The organism is Pseudomonas cimarronensis (assembly GCF_049331905.1).
Classification (GTDB): domain Bacteria; phylum Pseudomonadota; class Gammaproteobacteria; order Pseudomonadales; family Pseudomonadaceae; genus Aquipseudomonas.
On sequence record NZ_CP186283.1, the window covers coordinates 2,345,041 to 2,363,973 of the forward strand.

Here is an 18,933-nt window from a genome sequence, read left to right on the forward strand (position 1 = left end):
GGCGTATTGATCGCGGTCCGCGACCGCTCTTGTTATAGGGCTCGGGGTGACAGCTGAAGCTGTCTTGGGCCGTGATTTATCTTTAGCCGAGGGCGTTTTTGGCGCGAGGTCATTCCTGGCCAGGGCGGCCGGAAATGGACCAACTTATGGATAGTTGTCGGACAGTTGGCTGCGAGGGAGCGCGTCTATGACGCAGCAGCCGGTGCCGATTCCGAGGGCCTGTAATCTCGCCGAGTGGATGCTACGCAGTCTTGCCGGGCGTAGGCGCGGGCCGTGCCCGCGATGGCTTTGCCAAACATGCCATGCGCGGCCATGGGCCGCTCCTACAAACTCCCTGAGCCGCAACCTCAAACGGCTTATCCGAGGACTGTATTTCAGCGTTGCTGGCGCAGTTCGGCGACTTCCGCACGCAGGGCGCGCAGTTCATCGAGCAGCAATTGCTCGGTGGGCGAGGGCGGTGCCAGTTGGGCTTCCTGTTCATGGGTGGTCTGCATGGCATTGACCACCACGGCGATAAACAGGTTGAGCATCATAAAGGTGGCAATCAGGATAAACGGCAGGAAATACATCCACGCCAGCGGGAACTGCTCCATCACCGGGCGGACGATGCCCATCGACCAGCTTTCCAGGGTCATCACCTGGAACAGGGTGTAGAGGCTGGCACCGAGGCTGCCGAACCACTCGGGGAAGGCTGCGCCGAACAGCTGTGTAGCCATCACCGCTGCTACGTAGAACACCAGGCCGAGCAGCATGGCGATACTGCTCATGCCCGGCAGCGAAGATAACAGTGCTTCGACCACCCGGCGCATGTTCGGGTTGATCGAGATCAGTCGCAGTACGCGCAACACGCGCAGCGCCCGCAGCACGGCAAATGGCCCGCTGGCCGGCACCAGCGCCACACCCACCACCAGGCAGTCGAATACCGCCCAGGGATCACGTAGCAGGCCCAGGCCACGGGCTATAAAACGCAGCGCCAGTTCCACGATAAACACCGCGAGAATCAGCTTATCCAGCATCAGCAACCATGTGCCCCAGTCGGCCATCAGGCTGGGGTAGGTCTGGATGCCGAGAATGGCCGCATTGAGGATGATCAGTGCCGTGATCACGCGGGTGACGGCTGTGCTTTCCATCAGCGCGCCGAGGCGCAGGCGCCAGGCGCTGGACATCGGGTTTGTGGGTGCTTGATTCATGGTCTTTGGGGTACTTGTATAAGCGGTGGGCGAGGGGCAGCCAGGCCCTGACATGCAGCGCTGCAGCCAGGGCTTTGAGGCGGATTTATTGGTCGTTGAGGGCGAAGCTGGTCAGGGCGAAGGTGGCGATGCCGCTGTCCTGCAGTTTCTGCGAGCCGCCCAGTTCGGGCAGGTCGATGATGGCGGCGGCCTCGATGATGCTCGCGCCCATGCGCCGTACCAGTTGTGCGGCGGCCAGCAGGGTGCCGCCGGTGGCGATCAGGTCATCGAAAATCAGCACCTTGTCGCCTTCGCAGAGGCTGTCGGCGTGTACTTCCAGTTTGGCTTCGCCGTACTCGGTCTGGTAGCTCTCGCTGAGCACGTCGGCGGGCAGCTTGCCTTGCTTGCGAAACAGGATCAGCGGCTTGTTCAGTTCATAGGCGATGATCGAGCCGATCAGAAAACCGCGCGCATCCATGGCGCCGATATGGCTGAACTCCGCTTCGACATAGCGCTGGATAAAACTGTCGGCGACCATGCGCAGGGCGCGTGGCGACTGAAATAGCGGGGTGATATCGCGAAAGATCACCCCCGGCTTGGGGAAGTCCACCACCGGGCGGATCAGGGTTTTGATAGTGAATTCGTCGAAGATCATCGGCTAGGTCCTCAGGGCGGGTCGATCAGCCCTCGAGGTTACCGCCGGCCAGGGCGCACAGCTCGATGGGGTCGAGGATATGCACTTCCTTGCCTTCGGCTTCGAGCAGCTTGTTCTGTTGGAAGCGGGTAAATACCCGCGATACGGTCTCGACTGCAAGGCCCAAATAGTTACCAATTTCGTTGCGCGACATGGCCAGGCGGAACTGATTGGCCGAGAAGCCGCGGGCGCGGAAGCGCGCCGACAGGTTGACCAGGAAGGTGGCGATGCGCTCGTCGGCGGTTTTCTTCGAGAGCAGCAGCATCATCTGCTGATCATCGCGGATCTCGCGGCTCATGATGCGCATCAGCTGGCGGCGCAGCTGCGGCAATTGCACCGACAGCTCGTCGAGGCGCTCGAAGGGGATTTCACACACCGAAGTGGTTTCCAGGGCCATGGCCGACACGGGGTAACTTTCGCTGTCCATGCCGGACAGACCGACCAGCTCGCTGGGCAGGTGGAAGCCAGTGATCTGCTCGTCACCGCTGTCGCTCAGGCTGAAGGTTTTCAAGGCACCGGAACGGACGGCAAACACCGAATTGAAGGCATCGCCCTGGCGGAACAGGAACTCACCCTTTTTCAGCGGGCGGCCGCGTTTGACGATTTCGTCGAGCGCATCCATGTCTTCCAGGTTCAGGGAAAGCGGCAGGCACAGACTCGCCAGGCTGCAATCCTTGCAATGGGCTTGGTGTGGGGTATGCAACTTGATGCTTTCGGACATCGCTGGCGATCCTGAGTAAACACACAATGGCCGTAAGGTTACAGCAGGGCGCAGGGTAGGGCCACTAGGACACAAGTCTGATCGAGTGTTCAAGTTTTAGCCGGCGCGGCCGATAGCCGGGCGACTTTCAATATCGGCAAGGAGCATCAGTATGCGTCTGGAATCGACTCAGTTGAGCACCCGCATGAACCTCGCGCTGGAGCGCAAGAGTGCTGCGGCCGAAGGTGTTGTGGCGAGCAGCGAGGAGGAGAAGCAGGCGCTGCGCGACAGCCTGCGGGTGAGCCTGTCGGAACTGGGCAAGGCGCGCTCTGCCGCCGCAGAGAAGAATCGCGATATTAATGAAAGCAGCCTGCCGGATGTGGTCAAGGATCTGCTCAAGCGAATCCGTGAGCTCAAGGCGCAGATCGAGGCGAAGAAAGCCGAGCTGAAAGAGGTCATGCAGGATCAGAGCCTCGACCCCGAGGCCAAACGTATGAAGATCGAAATGCTGCAGGGCGAGCTGGCTTCACTGCAGGGTGCCTTGAGCAGCGCCAATGCGACGCTGATCAAGGTTATGCGTGAGCAGGATCTGAGCGATCAGCAGATGCAGGAAGTGGCCAGCCTGGTTATGAAATAACCCCGGCCCATACAGTCCGCTGTCTGCTAGATCACTCGGGAAAAACGTTGCCGACTCAGCTCATTCAGGTAGCGATCAAACAGCATGCACAGTGAACGCACCAGTAGCCGACCAGCCGGCAGCACCGCAATGCCCTGAGCGTTCAGTTCAATCAATCCATCACTGGCCATCTGCTGCAACTGCGGCCAGATATCGGCAAAGTAGCTGCGAAAATCGATGGCATAGGCTTGCTCGATATCAGCAAAACGCAACTGAAAATGGCAGATCAGCTGTTGAATCACGGCGCGCCGCACGCGGTCGTCCGGGTCGCAGTGCAGGCCGCGCCGGGTAGCCAGTTCGCTGTGGTCGAGGCTGTCCTGGTATTGGCTCAAATCGCTGCTGTTCTGGCAGTAGAGGTCGCCAATCTGGCTGATCGATGACACGCCCAAACCGATCAGGTCGCAATGGCCGTGAGTGGTGTAGCCCTGGAAGTTGCGCTGCAGGCTGCCGTCTTCCTGGGCGCTGGCCAGTTCGTCGTCGGGCAGGGCAAAGTGATCCATGCCGATATAACGGTAACCGGCGGCGTTCAGTTGCTCGATGCTGGCCTGCAGCATGGCCAGCTTGTCGGCGGGGCTGGGCAGGTCACTGGTGTTGATCCGCCGCTGTGGCATAAAGCGCTCGGGCAGGTGGGCATAATTGAACAGCGACAGGCGATCGGGCTGTAGGGCAATCACTTCGGCCACGGTACGGGCGAAGCGCTCCGGGGTTTGCAGCGGCAGGCCGTAGATCAGGTCGATGTTGATCGAGCGGAACTGCAGGGTGCGTGCGGCTTCGACGATGGCGCGGGTTTCTTCCAGGGTTTGCAGGCGATTGACCGCCCGTTGCACGGCCGGGTCGAGGTCCTGCACGCCCAGGCTGACGCGATTGAAACCCAGCTCGCGGAGCAGGCCCATGGTCGACCAGTCGGCCTCGCGCGGGTCGATCTCGATGCTGTAGTCGCCGCTGTCGTCATCCAGCAGGTTGAAATGCTGACGCAGGTGGGCCATCAGGTGGCGCAGTTCATCGTGACTGAGAAAGGTTGGCGTGCCGCCGCCGAAGTGCAGCTGCTCGACCTTCTGCTGCGGATCGAGGTGGCGGCTAATGATCTCGATTTCGCGTTCGAGCTTTTCCAGATAGGGCTGGGCGCGGCCGCGATCCTTGGTGATCACCTTGTTGCAGGCGCAGTAGTAGCAGATGTGCGCGCAGAACGGGATGTGCACATACAGCGACAGCGGCCGCAGCGCCTTGCGGCTTTCGCGCAGGGCGTGCAGCAGGTCGAACTGGCTGATGCGCTCATGGAACTGCACGGCGGTCGGATAGGAGGTGTAGCGCGGGCCGGCCTGGTCGTAGCGGCGGATCAGGGTGCTGTCCCACTGGATGGCGTTGAGCATGCGGGTATTCCCGGTTTGGCTTTCAATACCGGGCAGTCTATGAGCGCTGCGGCTGGGGTGTTTTGACCTGTATCAAGCGGCCTGCTAGTGACCCATCAGCCAGTGCTGGTGCGGGCCGGGCATTGTCCACAGGCCGAAGAGGATCACCAGAATGCCGGCTGCCGTGCGCACACCCTGTTTGCGCAGCAAGGCGGTCAGGCGTTCGGCGGCGATGCCGGTGGCCAGCAGCACGGGCAGAGTGCCGAGGCCAAAGGCAAGCATTAGCGCAGCGCTGTCGACTGCATTGCCTTGGCTGGCGGCCCACAACAGGGTGCTGTAAACCAGGCCGCAGGGCAGCCAGCCCCACAGGCCGCCGAGCATCAAGGCATGCGGCAAACTGGTGACCGGCATAAAACGCCGGGTCAGTGGCTGGATATGCCGCCACAGACCACGGCCGAGGGCTTCGATACGGGTCAGGCCGCTCCACCAGCCGGCCAGATACAGCCCCATGGCGATCAGCAGCAGCGCCGCAACTACGCGTAGGCCCATGACCAGCGGGCTATTGGCCACTGCCCAGCCTGCCAGGCCGAGCAGCAGGCCAGCCAGGCTGTAGCTGAGAATGCGCCCCAGGTTGTAGGCCAGCAGCAGCTGAAAGCGCTGTACGCGCCGCTCGGGCGGAATGGCCAGAGTCAGCGCGCCCATCAGGCCGCCGCACATACCCAGGCAGTGTCCGCCGCCGAGCAGGCCGAGAATCAGTGCCGAGACCAGCAGTGGCAGCAGCTCAAGCACCGGGCTTGTCCTGGTCGGGCTGAGATTCGTCGAGCTGTTGAACCTGGCTTACGGCGGCCGTGTGCTTGGGGTCTTCGTCATCGAACAGGATGCTGTGCGCCGGGCCGTCGAGGTCATCGTACTGACCGCTGTCCACCGCCCAGAAGAACAGCCAGATGGCAAAGGCCACCAGGGCGATGGCGACCGGGATCAGGATATAGAGGGCGGGCATGGCTCAGTGGCTCCGGCGCAAGAATTGCCGCAGATCGAGGCTGGCAACTGGGAAGAGTCTGTCCGGGCTGCGGCCGGTCAGCGCGACGAAGGCAAACAGAATATTAAGGAAAAGCATGATCAGGATATCCGGCAGGCTGTCAGTAAACAGGCTGCTAAGCGTGGTCTGCTGGCTGATCAGCGAGGTGGCAACGTGGTAGGCCATAAACAGCTGCAGGCTGAACAGCACCACTGCCAGTAAGCGCACCCACCCGGCAACCTTGCCAGTCATGTTGTTTCGCATAGGACCTCGCCGAGCGTATTAGTGGACTGTTTGACCTGTGCATGTCGGTTATCACTTCCACTGAAACGGTACGGTGGTGGATCGGTGACCTACGTACGAGTCAGACGCAGAGCGTTGATCACCACCAGCAATGAACTTACCGACATGCCCAGCGCGGCCCAGATGGGGGTAATCCAACCGATAGCGGCGAAGGGCAGCACCAGGCCATTGTACAGGCTGGCCCAGGTGAGGTTCTCGATGATGATGCGACGGGTTCGTTGCGCCATGTGTAGCGCCTGCACCAGGCTGCTCAGGCGGTTGGACAGCAGCACGGCATCGGCGCTGGTTTTCGCCAGGTCAGTGGCGCTGCCCATGGCCACGCTGATATCGGCGGCGGCCAATACCGGCACATCGTTAACCCCATCACCCAGCATCAGCACCCGGCGGCCCTGGTTGTGCAGCTGCTTGAGCACCTCCAGCTTGGCATCCGGCGTGAGGCCGCCACAGGCGTCTGTGATGCCCAGTTGGCGCGCCACTTCACCGACCATCGGCGAGCTGTCGCCGGACAGCAGCATGATCTGCCAGCCTTTGGCCTTGGCCATGTCGATCAGCTGTGGGGCGTCGTCACGCAGGCGGTCATTCAATACAAACCAGGCCAGCGGCCCTTGCTCATCGCCTAGCAACAGCCATTGGCCGTGTTCGCCGCTAATCGTCGGCGCCGGTTGTGTACTCAGCGCGCAGACAAAATTGGCCTCGCCGATACGCAGCAGCCGTTTGCCAACACGCCCCTGCAGGCCCAAACCTGGATGGCAGTCGACCGCTTCGGCGGCCTCAGGGGCCTGGCCGAAGGCGCGGGCAATCGGGTGTTCTGAGCGGTTTTCTAGCGCCGCGGCCAAGGCCAGGCAGGTGTCGGCATCCAGCTCGCGCAGGGGGTGGATGGCGCTGAGGGTCAGGCGACCTTCGGTGAGGGTGCCGGTCTTGTCCAGCACCAGGGTGTCGATCTGGTTCAGACCTTCCAGCACGTGGCCACGGGTCAGCAGCATGCCCAGTTTGTGCAGTGAGCCGGTGGCGGCCGTGAGCGCTGTCGGCGTGGCCAGGGCCAGGGCGCAGGGGCAGGTGGCGACCAGCAGGGCCAGGACAATCCAGAACGCCCGCGAGGGATCGAGCTGCCACCAGACCAGGCCGACGACAGCCGCCACCACCAGGACAATCAGCAGGAACCACTGCGCAACCTGATCGGCCAGTACCGCCAGGCGCGGTTTGTCGCTCTGCGCACGCTCCAGTAGGCGAACGATGGCTGACAGTCGCGTGGCATCACCGAGAGCTTGCACTTCAATTTGCAGAGGCCCTTCGACATTGAGTGTGCCGGCGGTCACGCTGTCGCCGACGTTGCGTGGCTGTGGCAGGTACTCGCCGGTCAGCACGGACTCATCCACGCTCGACTGACCCTGGATGATGCAACCATCGGCGGGCAGCAGGGCGCCGGGCGGCACCAGCACCTGATCGCCGACCTGCAGTTCATTGAGCAGAATGCGCTGGCTCTGACCTGCTGCGTCCAGGCGTAGACAGGAGGCCGGTAGCAGATTGACCAGCTGCGCGGTGGCGGCAGCCGTTCGTTCGCGGGCGCGGCGCTCCAGATAGCGGCCTGCCAGCAGAAACAGGGCGAACATGCCCACCGCATCGAAATACAGCTCGCCCTGGCCGGTCACCGTTGACCAGATCCCGGCGATGTAGGCGCCGCCAATCGCCAGGGATACCGATACGTCCATGGTCAGATGGCGGGTGCGAAGGTCGCGCAGCGCGCCACGGAAGAACTGGCCGCAGCAGTAGAAGACAATCGGCGTGGTGAGAAACAGGCTGACCCAGCGCAGGATCTTGTCCAGCTCGGGGCTGAGGTCGATGTTGAATTCCGGCCAGGTGGCCATGGTCGCCATCATCACCTGCATCCACAGCATGCCGGCTACGCCCAGCTCGCGCATGGCGCGGTGGTTCTCGCGGTGCAGCTGTTCGGCGGCGGCATCGGCCTGCCAGGGGTGGGCAGCGTAGCCGATCTTGCGCAGCGCCTTGAGCAGGCTGCTGAGCGGCAGTTGGCTGTCGGCCCAGCGCACTTGCAGGCGGTGGTTGGACAGGTTGAGGTGCGCCTCGCTGACGCCTGGAAGGCTGCGCAGGTGTTTCTCGATCAACCAGCCACAGGCCGCGCAGCTGATGCCTTCGATCAGCAGGCAGGTCTCGCTGAGTTCGCCGTCATGTTCGACAAAGGGCTGCTGCACGTCGCTGCGGTCATACAGCGCCAGCTCGTCAGGCAGCGCCTGGGGCAGGCTTTGCGGGTTGGCGGCGCTTTCGCTGCGGTGCTTGTAGTAGTGCTCCAGACCGCCACTGACAATGGCTTCGGCCACTGCCTGACAGCCCGGACAGCACATCTCGCGGGTTGCACCCAGCACCTGGGTCTGGAAACGGCTGCCGGCAGGAACCGGCAGGCCGCAGTGATAGCAGGGAGTCGGACTGGCCATCGGTGCGCTTATTGGGCATCCCCGAGGTTGATCGTTTTTCCGCTCTTGACGTTTTCCTCTTCGAACAGGCGCCAGTCCTTGCCGCCTTCCTGGCCGATCAGCTCGACAAAGCGACGGCCTTCCACCGCATCAATCATCTGCCCGCTGTAACTGCCATCTGCCTGCGGTTGCAGAATCACCCGACGGTCGCGTTCCGGCTGGGTCGGCGAAATCAGGTTAAGCACCAGTTGCTGCGGCCGGCTGTTGCCGCTCAGCTGCAGGCTGGCGACGCCGGTTTCCTCGTTCAGCACCAGAACGGCGTGCAGCTTGAGGCGGATGGCGTGGTTTTCCCGCTCCAGCGACTGGTTGATGCCCTTGCCGACGTCGTAATAGTCATCGGAGATCAGCCCTGGCGGGTTCTTCGTGGCAATGGTCAGCAGGGTCAACCCCTGGACCACTGAATAGGCCAGCAGGCCAATCAGGAACCAGGGCCAGAATTGCTTGTACCAGGGCTTGATGATTTCGGCGTTCTTTTCAGCAATGGGTTCAGACATGGGCTTCTCTAATCAGCGCACGCTCGGGCCGATAAAGCGGCTGGCGGCGTCGGTTTTGATACTGGGGTCATCCACCGAGTGCAGGTGGAAACTGATTTCATTGGTGCTTGAAGGTAGCTTTTCCGGCTCGATGGACAGCTCGACCGGCAGCGACAAGACCTCGCCGGCGATTGCCTTGATCTCGCGCTTGCCTTCGTACACCAGACCGTCGAGGCCATCGGCTTCGATCAGGTAGGTCACGTCGTGCTGGGCCTTGTTCATGATCTTCAGGGTGTAGACGTTCTCGATCCGGCCCTCTTCGTTTTCGCGGTAGAGCACACGGTCCTTGAGCACATCCAGCTCTACCAGCGAACGCTCGGCAATGGCCCAGGCGAACACGCAGAACATGGCGGTCAGCGCGACCGCGTAACCAATCAGGCGCGGGCGCACCAGGTTGGTTTTCTGTCCGGACAGGTTGTGTTCGGTGGTGTAGCTGATCAGCCCTTTCGGGTAGTTCATCTTCTCCATGATGCTGTCACAGGCATCGATACAGGCCGCGCAGCCGATGCATTCGATCTGCAGGCCGTCGCGGATATCGATGCCGGTAGGGCAGACGTGTACGCACATCTTGCAGTCGATGCAGTCACCCAGGCCTTGGGCCTTGTAGTCGGCGTCCTTCTTGCGCGGGCCTCGGGATTCGCCACGGCGCGGGTCATAGGAGACGATCAGGGTGTCCTGGTCGAACATCACGCTCTGGAAGCGCGCATAGGGGCACATGTAGATGCACACCTGCTCACGCAGGTAGCCGGCGTTGCCATAGGTGGCGAGGGTGAAGAAACCAACCCAGAACAGCGCCCAGCCACTGGCCTCCAGGGTGAACAATTCGGGGATCAGCTCGCGAATTGGCGTGAAGTAGCCGACGAAGGTGATCGCGGTGACCAGCGAAACGCCGACCCAGATGCCGTGTTTGGCCAGCTTGCGCAGGAATTTCTGGGTGCTCATGGGGGTCTTGTCGAGCTTCATGCGCTGGTTGCGGTCACCTTCGGTGACTTTCTCCGCCCACATGAAGACCCAGGTGAACACGCTCTGCGGGCAGGTGTAGCCACACCACACGCGGCCAGCGAACACGGTGATAAAGAACAGGCCGAAGGCGCAGATGATCAACAGCGCCGAGAGCAGGACGAAATCCTGCGGCCAGTAGGTGGAACCGAAGATGTAGAACTTGCGCTCCGGCAGGTTCCACCAGACGGCCTGACGACCATCCCAGTTCAACCATACGGTGCCGAAGTACAACAGAAACAGGGCTGCACCACCGAGCATGCGCAGGTTGCGGAAGATGCCGGTGAAGGAGCGGGTGTAGATTTTTTCGCGGTTGGCGTACAGGTCGACAACTTCGACCTTGGCCGGGGCAGGGGTGACGTCTTTGACTGGAATCTGTGCGCTCATCAGTTCGTACCACGGCGGTTGATTGGCTGCTTCAACCGATACGTGCCGGCCGAAGTCATACGGGCTCTTGCGCTATGGTACGCCTGACGATTGCTCGGCAGGTGCGACCAGCGGTCGCGCCTGCCAGAGCCGGAGAATCACTTCTCGGTTTTACCTTGTGACAGGCTGTACACGTAAGCCGCCAGCAGATGCACTTTATCGTTGCCCAGGAAATCAGCCTGAGCTGGCATCTTGCCGTTACGGCCGTAGCGCAGAGTTTGTTGCACCTGAGCAAAGCTGGAGCCGTAGAGCCAGACTTTGTCGGTCAGGTTGGGTGCGCCCATGGCATGTTGACCCTTACCTTCAGCGCCATGGCAGACTGCACAAGTAGTCGCGAAGATGTCTTGACCTGCGGCAAGGTCAACCGCGATACCTTCCGGGTTTTTCAAACCGGAGAGGCTGCGAATGTAGCCAGCCACGTTGCGGATACCTTCTTCGCCCAGTGCATCGAGCTGCGCAGGCATCATGCCCTGACGGCCGGCCATGATGGTGGTCTTGATGGTTTCCGGCTCGCCGCCGTACAGCCAGTCGTTGTCGGTCAGGTTGGGGAAACCGTAGGCGCCCTTGGCGTCAGAACCGTGGCAGACCGAGCAGTTGGAGGCAAACAGGCGACCGCCCATTTTCAGCGCTTGCTCGTCCTGGGCCACTTGTTCAATCGGCATGGCGGCGTACTTGGCAAAGATCGGGCCGTACTGGGCATCAGCCTTGGCCATCTCTTTTTCCCACTGGTGCACGCCAGTCCAGCCGCCATTGCGCTCGGCGTCGCCGGCGATCTGCACGTTGGTGGCAAACGGCGTCTTGGCCTCGGTGTCGAGGTAGTCGTAGCCCGGCAGCAAACCTTTCCAGTTACCCAGGCCCGGGTAGAGCGCCAGGTAACCGAGGGCAAAGATGATGGTGCCGACGAACAGCATGAACCACCACTTGGGCAGCGGGTTGTCGAACTCTTCGATACCGTCGAAGGAGTGGCCGACAGTTTCTTCGGTGGTTTCTTCGCGCTGGCCCTTGCGGGTGCCGAAGATCAGCCAAGTCAGGGCAAAGATGGTGCCCAGAGACAGAATGGTTACGTACCAACTCCAGAACGTGGTCATTGGTTATTGCTCCTGGAAGATTGCTCGTCACGCTCGTTGGGTTTGGGATCGTCGGCGAAGGGCAGGTTGGCGGCCTCGTCGAAGCTGTCTTTACGCTTGCTGCTGTAGGCCCAGAGCACAACGCCGATAAAGGCGATGAACACCACTGCTGTACCTATGCCGCGAATAGTCCCGATATCCATCGCGCGTTACCGTTTGTTCTTGATGGAAGTGCCGAGAACCTGCAAGTACGCAACGATGGCGTCCATTTCGGTTTTGCCTTTTACAGCATCCTTGGCACCGGCGATGTCTTCATCGGTGTAAGGAATGCCAAAGCCACGCATGACTTCCATCTTCTTGGCGGTGTCCTTGCCGTCGAGTTTGTTCTCGACCAGCCAGGGGTATGCCGGCATCTTCGACTCAGGCACTACGTTGCGCGGGTTGTACAGGTGCGCACGTTGCCATTCATCCGAGTAGCGGCCGCCAACACGGGCCAGATCCGGACCGGTACGCTTGGAACCCCACAGGAACGGGTGGTCCCAGACGCTTTCACCGGCTACCGAGTAGTGGCCGTAACGTTCGGTTTCAGCACGGAACGGACGGATCATCTGCGAGTGGCAGCCGACACAGCCGTTGGCGATGTACACATCGCGGCCTTCCAGTTGCAGCGCGGTGTAAGGCTTGAGGCCTTCTACCGGCTCGTTGGTAACGTCCTGGAAAAACAGCGGAACAATTTGAGTCAGGCCGCCGATGCTGACGGCCAGAACCATCAGCAGCGCCATCAGGCCGATATTCTTCTCAATGATTTCGTGTTTCATCAGTGCGCTACTCCAGCAGGGATCTGTGCAGCGGCTTCGTATTCAGAAGCCTTGGCGGCACGCACGGTGCGGTAGGTGTTGTAAGCCATCAGCAGCATGCCCGCGACGAAGAAGGCGCCGCCGATCATGCGCACCACGTAACCCGGGTGGCTGGCTTCCAGCGCTTCAACGAAGGAGTAGGTGAGGGTGCCGTCTTCGTTGACTGCACGCCACATCAGACCCTGGGTGATGCCGTTGACCCACATCGAGGCGATGTACAACACGGTGCCGATGGTGGCCAACCAGAAGTGCGCGTTGATCAGGCCAACGCTGTGCATCTGCGGGCGACCGAAGACTTTCGGGATCAGGTGGTACAGCGCACCGATGGAAATCATCGCTACCCAGCCGAGCGCGCCGGCGTGTACGTGGCCGATGGTCCAGTCGGTGTAGTGGGACAGGGCGTTGACGGTCTTGATCGCCATCATCGGGCCTTCGAAGGTCGACATGCCGTAGAACGCCAGCGATACCACCAGGAAACGCAGGATTGGGTCGGTACGCAGCTTATGCCAGGCGCCCGACAGGCTCATCATGCCGTTGATCATGCCGCCCCAGCTTGGCGCCAGCAGGATGATCGACATGGCCATACCCAGGGATTGAGCCCAGTCCGGCAGTGCGGTGTAGTGCAGGTGGTGCGGACCGGCCCAGATGTACAGGGTGATCAGCGCCCAGAAGTGCACGATGGACAGGCGGTAGGAGTAGATCGGACGCTCAGCCTGCTTGGGTACGAAGTAGTACATCATGCCCAGGAAGCCGGTGGTCAGGAAGAAACCCACCGCGTTGTGGCCGTACCACCACTGGATCATCGCGTCTGTTGCACCGGCGTACATGGAGTACGACTTGAACAGGCTGACCGGAACGGCCGCGCTGTTGACGATGTGCAGCATCGCGGTAACCAGAATGAAGGCACCGAAGAACCAGTTGCCGACATAGATGTGCTTGGTCTGGCGTTTGATGATGGTGCCGAAGAACACCACGGCATAAGCGATCCAGACGATGCCCAGGAGGATATCGATTGGCCACTCAAGCTCGGCGTATTCCTTGGAACCGGTGAAACCCATCGGCAGAGTGATCACTGCTGCGACGATCACGGCTTGCCAGCCCCAGAATACGAACGCGGCAAGGCCATCAGAGATCAGGCGTGCCTGGCTGGTGCGTTGCACCACGTAGAACGAGGTGGCCATCAGCGCACAACCACCGAAGGCGAAAATCACCGCGTTGGTGTGCAGCGGACGCAGACGGCCAAAGCTCGTCCATTCCATACCCAGGTTAAGTTCAGGCCACACCAGCTGTGCGGCGATGAAAACACCCAGGCTCATGCCAATGACTCCCCAGATCACCGTCATTACGGCGAACTGGCGAACCACCTTGTAGTTATAAGCAGTCGGACTGATTGCTGTGCTCATTATGGGTTCCACGGTTAATGGATTTTTTAGGGGCAAAAATCGGCGGCAAGTATGGAGAAAGCAGGTGCTCATTGCAACGACACAAGCCGGCGCGATAAGGCTTTCAGGGCTGTTGGCAAGCATGCATGGCCGCGTATGCAGGGCATTGCCGCAAGCAATAAACGCCTAACAGGCGTAGCGCGAAAGATGGGAATCGCCTTGGAGTTATGACAGGTGGCGACTGTCGACAAGATTAGCTCAAGTCAAACATCGCGCGTGCACTTGGTCGGAAGGGTGCGACCTTGGGTCGCATGGCTGGAGCAGCTGTCCAGCGCGAGGGGCGGGGGTTTTGCAGTGACTGGCGAGGCTGGCTCGCCAGTCAGTGTGCTACAGGCGCTCTACTGGGCGGCGGCGTTCTGCTGCGATTTGCTCAGGCTCAGTACGTAAGCGGCGAGCAGATGCACTTTGTCGTTGCCCAGATACTGCTCTTGTGCCGGCATCTGGCCGTTGCGGCCGTGACGGATGGTCTGTTGCAGCTGCACCAGGCTGCTGCCGTAGATCCAGCCGGCCGGGCTGGTCAGGTCAGGCGCGCCGAGCATGGCCATGCCTTTGCCTTCTGCGCCGTGGCAGGCCTGGCAGTTGGCAGCAAAGATGGCGGCACCTTTTTCCAGGTCAATCTGCTTGTCGGCTGGCAGTGGCAAGCCGGCCAGGTCTTTGCGCACATAGGCGGCGACCTGCTGCACGCCTTCTTCGCCAATCACGGCGGCCCAGGCCGGCATGGCACCGATGCGACCATTGAGGATGCTGGTCTTGATCACATTAGGCTCGCCGCCCCAGCGCCAGTGGCTGTCGGTCAGGTTGGGGAAGCCCACCGCACCTTTGGCGTCGGAGCCGTGGCAGACCGAGCAATAGGTGGCGAACATGCGACCACCCATTTTCAGCGCCTGCTCGTCTTTGGCCACTTCTTCCAGGGGCATGGCGGCATATTTGGCGAAGATCGGCCCATACAGCTCGTCCGCCTTGTCGACTTCGCGCTGCCATTGCTTGACCTGGGTCCAGCCGCCTTCGTAACCCGGCAGTACGCCTTTCCAGCTGCCCAGGCCGGGATACAGCACCAGGTAGCCAATCGAGAAGATCAGCGTGCCGAGAAACAGCATGAACCACCACTTGGGCAGCGGGTTGTCATATTCCTCAATGCCGTCGAAGGCATGCCCCATGGTCTGATCGGTAGGGCTCTTGTGAACTTCGCTCTTGCGGGTGGCGAAAATCAGCCAGAACAGCGCGATCAGGGTGCCGACTGTCAGCAGGGTGATGTACCAGCTCCAGAAAGTGCTCATGGGGTCTTGCTCCTAGGTGCAGCCAGCTTGGGTTCATCGGCAAAGGGCAGCAGGGCGGCCTGGTCAAAGGCGGCGCGGCGTTTGCCGCTGTAAGCACAGAGGGTCACGCAGACAAACGACAGCAGAACCAGTGCCGTGCCGATGCCGCGTATGGTTCCAATATCCAGAGCGCCGATATCAATAAATTCGAATGACATGGCTTACCTCTTGTTCTTCACGGCAGTGCCGAGCACTTGCAGGTAGGCGACCATGGCGTCCATCTCGCTTTTGCCTTTAACGGCTGCGGTGGCGCCGGCAATGTCTTCATCGCTGTAGGGCACGCCGAGAAGGCGCAGGGCCTTCATCTTGGTTGGGGTGTCTTGGCCGTCCAGAGTGCCTTCCACCAGCCAGGGATAAGAAGGCATCTTCGACTCCGGCACCACGTTGCGCGGGTTGTACAGGTGCGCGCGGTGCCATTCATCCGAGTAGCGGCCGCCCACACGGGCCAGGTCCGGCCCGGTGCGTTTGGAGCCCCAGAGGAAGGGGTGGTCGTAGACGCTTTCACCGGCGACCGAGTAGTGGCCGTAGCGCTCGGTTTCGGCGCGGAACGGGCGAATCATCTGCGAGTGGCAGCCGACGCAGCCCTCGCGGATATAGATGTCGCGGCCTTCCAGTTGCAGCGCGGTGTAGGGCTTGAGGCCGGCCACCGGTTCATTGGTAACGTCCTGGAAGAACAGCGGGACTATCTGCGTCAGGCCGCCGATACTCACGGCCAGCACCATCATCAGCGCCATCAGGCCGATGTTCTTCTCGAGTATTTCGTGTCTCATCAGTGGGCTCCCTCAAGCGAAAACTGCGCGGCGGCTTCCATCTCAGCGGCCTTGGTATGACGCACGGTCTGCCAGACGTTCCAGGCCATCACCAGCATGCCGGCGAAGAAGATCGCGCCGCCGATCACCCGCACTACAAAGCCGGGGTGACTGGCTTCCAGTGCTTCGACGAAGGAGTAGGTGAGGGTGCCGTCTTCGTTGACTGCGCGCCACATCAGGCCTTGGGCGATACCGTTGACCCACATCGAGGCGATATAGAGCACGGTGCCGATGGTGGCGAGCCAGAAGTGCACGTTGATCAGGCTGGTGCTGTGCATCTCTTCGCGGCCGAAGACTTTCGGCAGCATGTGATACAGCGAGCCGATGGACACCATGGCCACCCAGCCGAGCGCACCGGCGTGCACGTGACCGATGGTCCAGTCGGTGTAGTGAGACAGGGCGTTGACGGTCTTGATCGCCATCATCGGACCTTCAAAGGTCGACATGCCGTAGAACGCCAGAGAAACGACCAGGAAACGCAAGATCGGGTCGGTACGCAACTTATGCCAGGCCCCGGAGAGGGTCATCATGCCGTTGATCATGCCGCCCCAGCTCGGTGCCAGGAGGATCAGCGACATCACCATGCCCAGGCTCTGCGCCCAGTCCGGCAGCGCGGTGTAGTGCAGGTGGTGCGGACCAGCCCAGATGTACACGGCAATCAGCGCCCAGAAGTGCACGATGGACAAGCGGTAGGAGTACACCGGGCGTCCAGCCTGCTTGGGCACGAAGTAATACATCATCCCCAGAAAACCGGCGGTAAGGAAAAAGCCCACGGCGTTGTGGCCGTACCACCACTGGATCATCGCGTCCGTCGCCCCGGCATAGGCCGAGTAGGATTTGGTCAGGGTTACCGGCACTTCCAGGTTGTTGACCAGGTGCAGTAGCGCCACAGTGAGAATAAAGCCACCGAAGAACCAGTTGCCCACATAAATGTGGCTGACGTTACGCTTGATCACCGTGCCGAAGAACACGATGGCGTAGCTGACCCAGACAATGGTGATCAGAATGTCGATCGGCCATTCCAGCTCGGCGTATTCCTTGGAGCTGGTCCAGCCCAGTGGCAGGCTGATGGCCGCCAGCACGATCACCAGTTGCCAGCCCCAGAAGGTGAAGGCGGCAAGCTTGGGGGCGAACAGGGTGGCCTGCGAGGTGCGTTGCACCGCGTAATAGCTGGTAGCGAACAGTGCGCAACCGCCGAAGGCGAAGATCACCGCGTTGGTATGCAGCGGGCGCAGGCGCCCGAAGCTGGTCCACGGCAGGTTGAAGTTGAGTTCGGGCCAAGCCAGTTGCGCGGCGATAAACACGCCGAGCCCCATCCCGACAATGCCCCACACCACTGTCATGATGGCGAATTGGCGCACCACCTTGTAGTTGTAGGCGCTGCTGCTGGTTGTGTTCATGTCTGGGCTTCCATCCACGGTTATAGGCAGATCATCGAAAATCAGCGGCTGAGGGCCTGTACGATCAGCACCGCAGTCCAACGGATTCTTCAAGAACCTACTTACGATCTGCTGCGCGTCGGCCCTGCTGCGTTAAAAACAGGCTCGGAATGCTCATGTACAACTCGTACACTCCGCTTCCTCGCCTGTTTTTGTCTTGCATGGCTCTAGCTCGCGAAATCGTAAGTAGGTTCTAAGCGAGGCAAGCATGAGCAAAGGGCAGGTTGCAGGTATTGACGGGGATCAATACGTGCAGGGGCAGGGTGAGGGTGCATGGCTGTGGGATCGTCCGCTTGGCGAGACGCACGCCACCCTGATTCTGGCTCATGGTGCGGGTGCGCCGATGGACAGCGAATTCATGCAAACCATGGCGCAAAGCCTTGCTGCGCGTGGGATTGCTGTAGTGCGCTTCGAGTTCGCCTACATGGCTGCGCGGCGTTTGGATGGCAAGAAACGCCCCCCTAACCCCCAGGCCAAACTGCTCGAACAGTGGCGAGAGGTGTACCGCCAGGTGCGCCAACAGGTCGCAGGCCCATTGGCCGTTGGCGGCAAGTCCATGGGCGGGCGCATGGCCAGCCTGCTGGCTGATGAGTTGGGCGCCGATGCGCTGGTGTGTCTGGGCTATCCCTTTTATGCCGTCGGCAAGCCGGAAAAGCCGCGTATCGCGCACCTGGCCGAGCTGAGTACGCCGACATTGATCATTCAGGGTGAGCGCGATGCCCTGGGTGATCGTCAGACGGTGGCAGGCTATACGCTGTCTGCGGCGATCACGTTGCAATGGTTAACCGCCGGCGATCATGACTTAAAGCCGCTAAAAAGCTCGGGCTTTACCCATCAACAGCACATGCAGGCGGCCGCCGATGTGATTGCGCAGTTTCTCTGCGCATAAGTCGGCTGGGCAGGCGCTTGGTGAATACGTTCTATTCCTACTAAAACACTAGGACTTTGCCGGCGCTGGCGAGTGGCGTACACTGCGCCCATGTTTGCGAGGAGTTGCCATGAGCACCATTACCATTACCGACGCTGCCCACGACTATCTGGCTGATCTGCTGAGCAAGCAGAATACCCCGGGCATCGGCATTCGCGTGTTTATCACCCAGCCGGGCACCCAGTATGCGGAAACCTGCATTGCCTACTGCAAACCGGGTGAGCAGAAGGCCGAAGACACTGCACTGGGCCTGGCCAGCTTCACTGCCTGGATCGATGCCGTCAGCGAGCCGTTTCTGGACGATGCCGTGGTCGACTACGCCACCGACCGTATGGGCGGCCAGCTGACCATCAAGGCGCCGAACGCCAAGGTACCGATGGTCAACGAAGACAGCCCGCTCAACGAACGTATCAACTACTACCTGCAAACCGAGATCAACCCCGGCCTGGCCAGCCACGGTGGCCAGGTGACGCTGATCGACGTAGTCGACGAAGGCATTGCTGTGCTGCAGTTCGGTGGCGGTTGCCAGGGATGTGGTCAGGCTGACTTTACCCTCAAGGAAGGCATCGAGAAGACCCTGCTGGAACGCATCCCCGAGCTCAAAGGCGTGCGTGATGTGACCGACCACAGCATCAAGGAAAATGCCTACTACTAAGTAGATGGCTAAACAAAAATGCCCGCGCACTGCGGGCATTTTTTATGCTGCTAAAACAAGGGCT

At 60.9% G+C, this 18,933-nt stretch carries 21 protein-coding genes; 3 read left to right on the forward strand and 18 right to left on the reverse strand.

Annotated features, from left to right (window positions below; genetic code table 11):
* Nucleotides 1-374: 374 nt before the first annotated feature.
* The 3 genes from ACOCLD_RS11015 to fnr form a co-directional block, all read right to left on the reverse strand.
* Nucleotides 375-1,166 (reverse strand): ion transporter, encoded by a 792-nt coding sequence (locus tag ACOCLD_RS11015; RefSeq protein ID WP_422909181.1) that lies wholly within the window; start codon nucleotides 1,164-1,166, stop codon nucleotides 375-377.
* A gap of 109 nt (nucleotides 1,167-1,275) precedes the next feature.
* Nucleotides 1,276-1,824 (reverse strand): adenine phosphoribosyltransferase, encoded by a 549-nt coding sequence (locus ACOCLD_RS11020; protein WP_257779444.1) that lies wholly within the window; start codon nucleotides 1,822-1,824, stop codon nucleotides 1,276-1,278.
* 25 nt (nucleotides 1,825-1,849) lie between these two features.
* Nucleotides 1,850-2,584 carry a fumarate/nitrate reduction transcriptional regulator Fnr gene (gene fnr / locus ACOCLD_RS11025; protein ID WP_160014490.1) on the reverse strand — a complete coding sequence of 245 codons (735 nt, stop codon included), beginning with the start codon at nucleotides 2,582-2,584 and terminating at the stop codon, nucleotides 1,850-1,852.
* Between the two features lie 151 nt (nucleotides 2,585-2,735).
* Between fnr and ACOCLD_RS11030 the strand changes: the two genes are divergently transcribed.
* Entirely contained in the window at nucleotides 2,736-3,200 is a 465-nt protein-coding gene (locus ACOCLD_RS11030) for a DUF1931 family protein (protein ID WP_422909182.1), read from the forward strand.
* A 26-nt stretch (nucleotides 3,201-3,226) separates the two neighbouring features.
* Here the strand turns inward: ACOCLD_RS11030 and hemN are convergent, their stop codons facing one another.
* From hemN to ccoN (ACOCLD_RS11105), 15 genes are all read right to left on the reverse strand, one after another.
* Nucleotides 3,227-4,609 carry an oxygen-independent coproporphyrinogen III oxidase gene (gene hemN, locus ACOCLD_RS11035; protein WP_422909183.1) on the reverse strand — a complete coding sequence of 461 codons (1,383 nt, stop codon included), beginning with the start codon at nucleotides 4,607-4,609 and terminating at the stop codon, nucleotides 3,227-3,229.
* Between the two features lie 84 nt (nucleotides 4,610-4,693).
* Nucleotides 4,694-5,377 (reverse strand): sulfite exporter TauE/SafE family protein, encoded by a 684-nt coding sequence (locus ACOCLD_RS11040; protein ID WP_422909184.1) that lies wholly within the window; start codon nucleotides 5,375-5,377, stop codon nucleotides 4,694-4,696.
* Nucleotides 5,370-5,588 (reverse strand): cbb3-type cytochrome oxidase assembly protein CcoS, encoded by a 219-nt coding sequence (ccoS, locus tag ACOCLD_RS11045; RefSeq protein ID WP_257779448.1) that lies wholly within the window; start codon nucleotides 5,586-5,588, stop codon nucleotides 5,370-5,372. Before ccoS ends, ACOCLD_RS11040 begins: the two co-directional genes overlap by 8 nt.
* A gap of 3 nt (nucleotides 5,589-5,591) precedes the next feature.
* Nucleotides 5,592-5,858, reverse strand: a complete 267-nt coding sequence (locus tag ACOCLD_RS11050; RefSeq protein WP_422909185.1) for a hypothetical protein — start codon at nucleotides 5,856-5,858, stop codon at nucleotides 5,592-5,594.
* A gap of 101 nt (nucleotides 5,859-5,959) precedes the next feature.
* Nucleotides 5,960-8,359 (reverse strand): heavy metal translocating P-type ATPase, encoded by a 2,400-nt coding sequence (locus tag ACOCLD_RS11055; protein ID WP_422909186.1) that lies wholly within the window; start codon nucleotides 8,357-8,359, stop codon nucleotides 5,960-5,962.
* A gap of 8 nt (nucleotides 8,360-8,367) precedes the next feature.
* A complete protein-coding gene (locus ACOCLD_RS11060; protein ID WP_257779451.1) occupies nucleotides 8,368-8,892 on the reverse strand; it encodes a FixH family protein in 525 nt (174 codons plus the stop codon).
* A gap of 12 nt (nucleotides 8,893-8,904) precedes the next feature.
* Complete coding sequence (gene ccoG / locus ACOCLD_RS11065; RefSeq protein WP_257779452.1) at nucleotides 8,905-10,317, reverse strand: cytochrome c oxidase accessory protein CcoG; 1,413 nt, start codon at nucleotides 10,315-10,317, stop codon at nucleotides 8,905-8,907.
* Nucleotides 10,318-10,454: 137 nt separating this feature from the next.
* The gene (gene ccoP / locus ACOCLD_RS11070; protein WP_422909187.1) at nucleotides 10,455-11,444 is read right to left on the reverse strand and encodes a cytochrome-c oxidase, cbb3-type subunit III; all 990 of its coding nucleotides are present in this window, start codon (nucleotides 11,442-11,444) and stop codon (nucleotides 10,455-10,457) included.
* On the reverse strand, nucleotides 11,441-11,626 hold the full coding sequence (locus tag ACOCLD_RS11075; protein WP_257779454.1) for a cbb3-type cytochrome oxidase subunit 3: 186 nt from the start codon (nucleotides 11,624-11,626) through the stop codon (nucleotides 11,441-11,443). Before ACOCLD_RS11075 ends, ccoP (ACOCLD_RS11070) begins: the two co-directional genes overlap by 4 nt.
* A gap of 6 nt (nucleotides 11,627-11,632) precedes the next feature.
* Nucleotides 11,633-12,241, reverse strand: a complete 609-nt coding sequence (gene ccoO / locus ACOCLD_RS11080; RefSeq protein ID WP_257779455.1) for a cytochrome-c oxidase, cbb3-type subunit II — start codon at nucleotides 12,239-12,241, stop codon at nucleotides 11,633-11,635.
* Nucleotides 12,241-13,683: a cytochrome-c oxidase, cbb3-type subunit I gene (gene ccoN / locus ACOCLD_RS11085; protein WP_257779456.1), complete on the reverse strand. Its 1,443-nt coding sequence runs from the start codon at nucleotides 13,681-13,683 to the stop codon at nucleotides 12,241-12,243. The genes ccoO (ACOCLD_RS11080) and ccoN (ACOCLD_RS11085) overlap by 1 nt, the downstream gene beginning before the upstream one ends.
* 377 nt (nucleotides 13,684-14,060) lie before the next feature.
* Nucleotides 14,061-14,999 (reverse strand): cytochrome-c oxidase, cbb3-type subunit III, encoded by a 939-nt coding sequence (gene ccoP / locus ACOCLD_RS11090; protein WP_422909188.1) that lies wholly within the window; start codon nucleotides 14,997-14,999, stop codon nucleotides 14,061-14,063.
* On the reverse strand, nucleotides 14,996-15,166 hold the full coding sequence (locus ACOCLD_RS11095) for a cbb3-type cytochrome oxidase subunit 3 (protein ID WP_422911793.1): 171 nt from the start codon (nucleotides 15,164-15,166) through the stop codon (nucleotides 14,996-14,998). Before ACOCLD_RS11095 ends, ccoP (ACOCLD_RS11090) begins: the two co-directional genes overlap by 4 nt.
* Before the next feature lie 33 nt (nucleotides 15,167-15,199).
* Entirely contained in the window at nucleotides 15,200-15,808 is a 609-nt protein-coding gene (gene ccoO / locus ACOCLD_RS11100) for a cytochrome-c oxidase, cbb3-type subunit II (RefSeq protein ID WP_422909189.1), read from the reverse strand.
* Nucleotides 15,808-17,247 carry a cytochrome-c oxidase, cbb3-type subunit I gene (gene ccoN, locus ACOCLD_RS11105; RefSeq protein ID WP_392539706.1) on the reverse strand — a complete coding sequence of 480 codons (1,440 nt, stop codon included), beginning with the start codon at nucleotides 17,245-17,247 and terminating at the stop codon, nucleotides 15,808-15,810. Before ccoN (ACOCLD_RS11105) ends, ccoO (ACOCLD_RS11100) begins: the two co-directional genes overlap by 1 nt.
* Before the next feature lie 247 nt (nucleotides 17,248-17,494).
* Between ccoN (ACOCLD_RS11105) and ACOCLD_RS11110 the strand changes: the two genes are divergently transcribed.
* Together ACOCLD_RS11110 and nfuA are read left to right on the forward strand one after the other, a co-directional pair.
* On the forward strand, nucleotides 17,495-18,175 hold the full coding sequence (locus ACOCLD_RS11110) for an alpha/beta family hydrolase (RefSeq protein ID WP_422909190.1): 681 nt from the start codon (nucleotides 17,495-17,497) through the stop codon (nucleotides 18,173-18,175).
* Between the two features lie 109 nt (nucleotides 18,176-18,284).
* Nucleotides 18,285-18,869 (forward strand): Fe-S biogenesis protein NfuA, encoded by a 585-nt coding sequence (nfuA, locus tag ACOCLD_RS11115; RefSeq protein ID WP_257779462.1) that lies wholly within the window; start codon nucleotides 18,285-18,287, stop codon nucleotides 18,867-18,869.
* The last annotated feature ends 64 nt before the right edge of the window (nucleotides 18,870-18,933 follow it).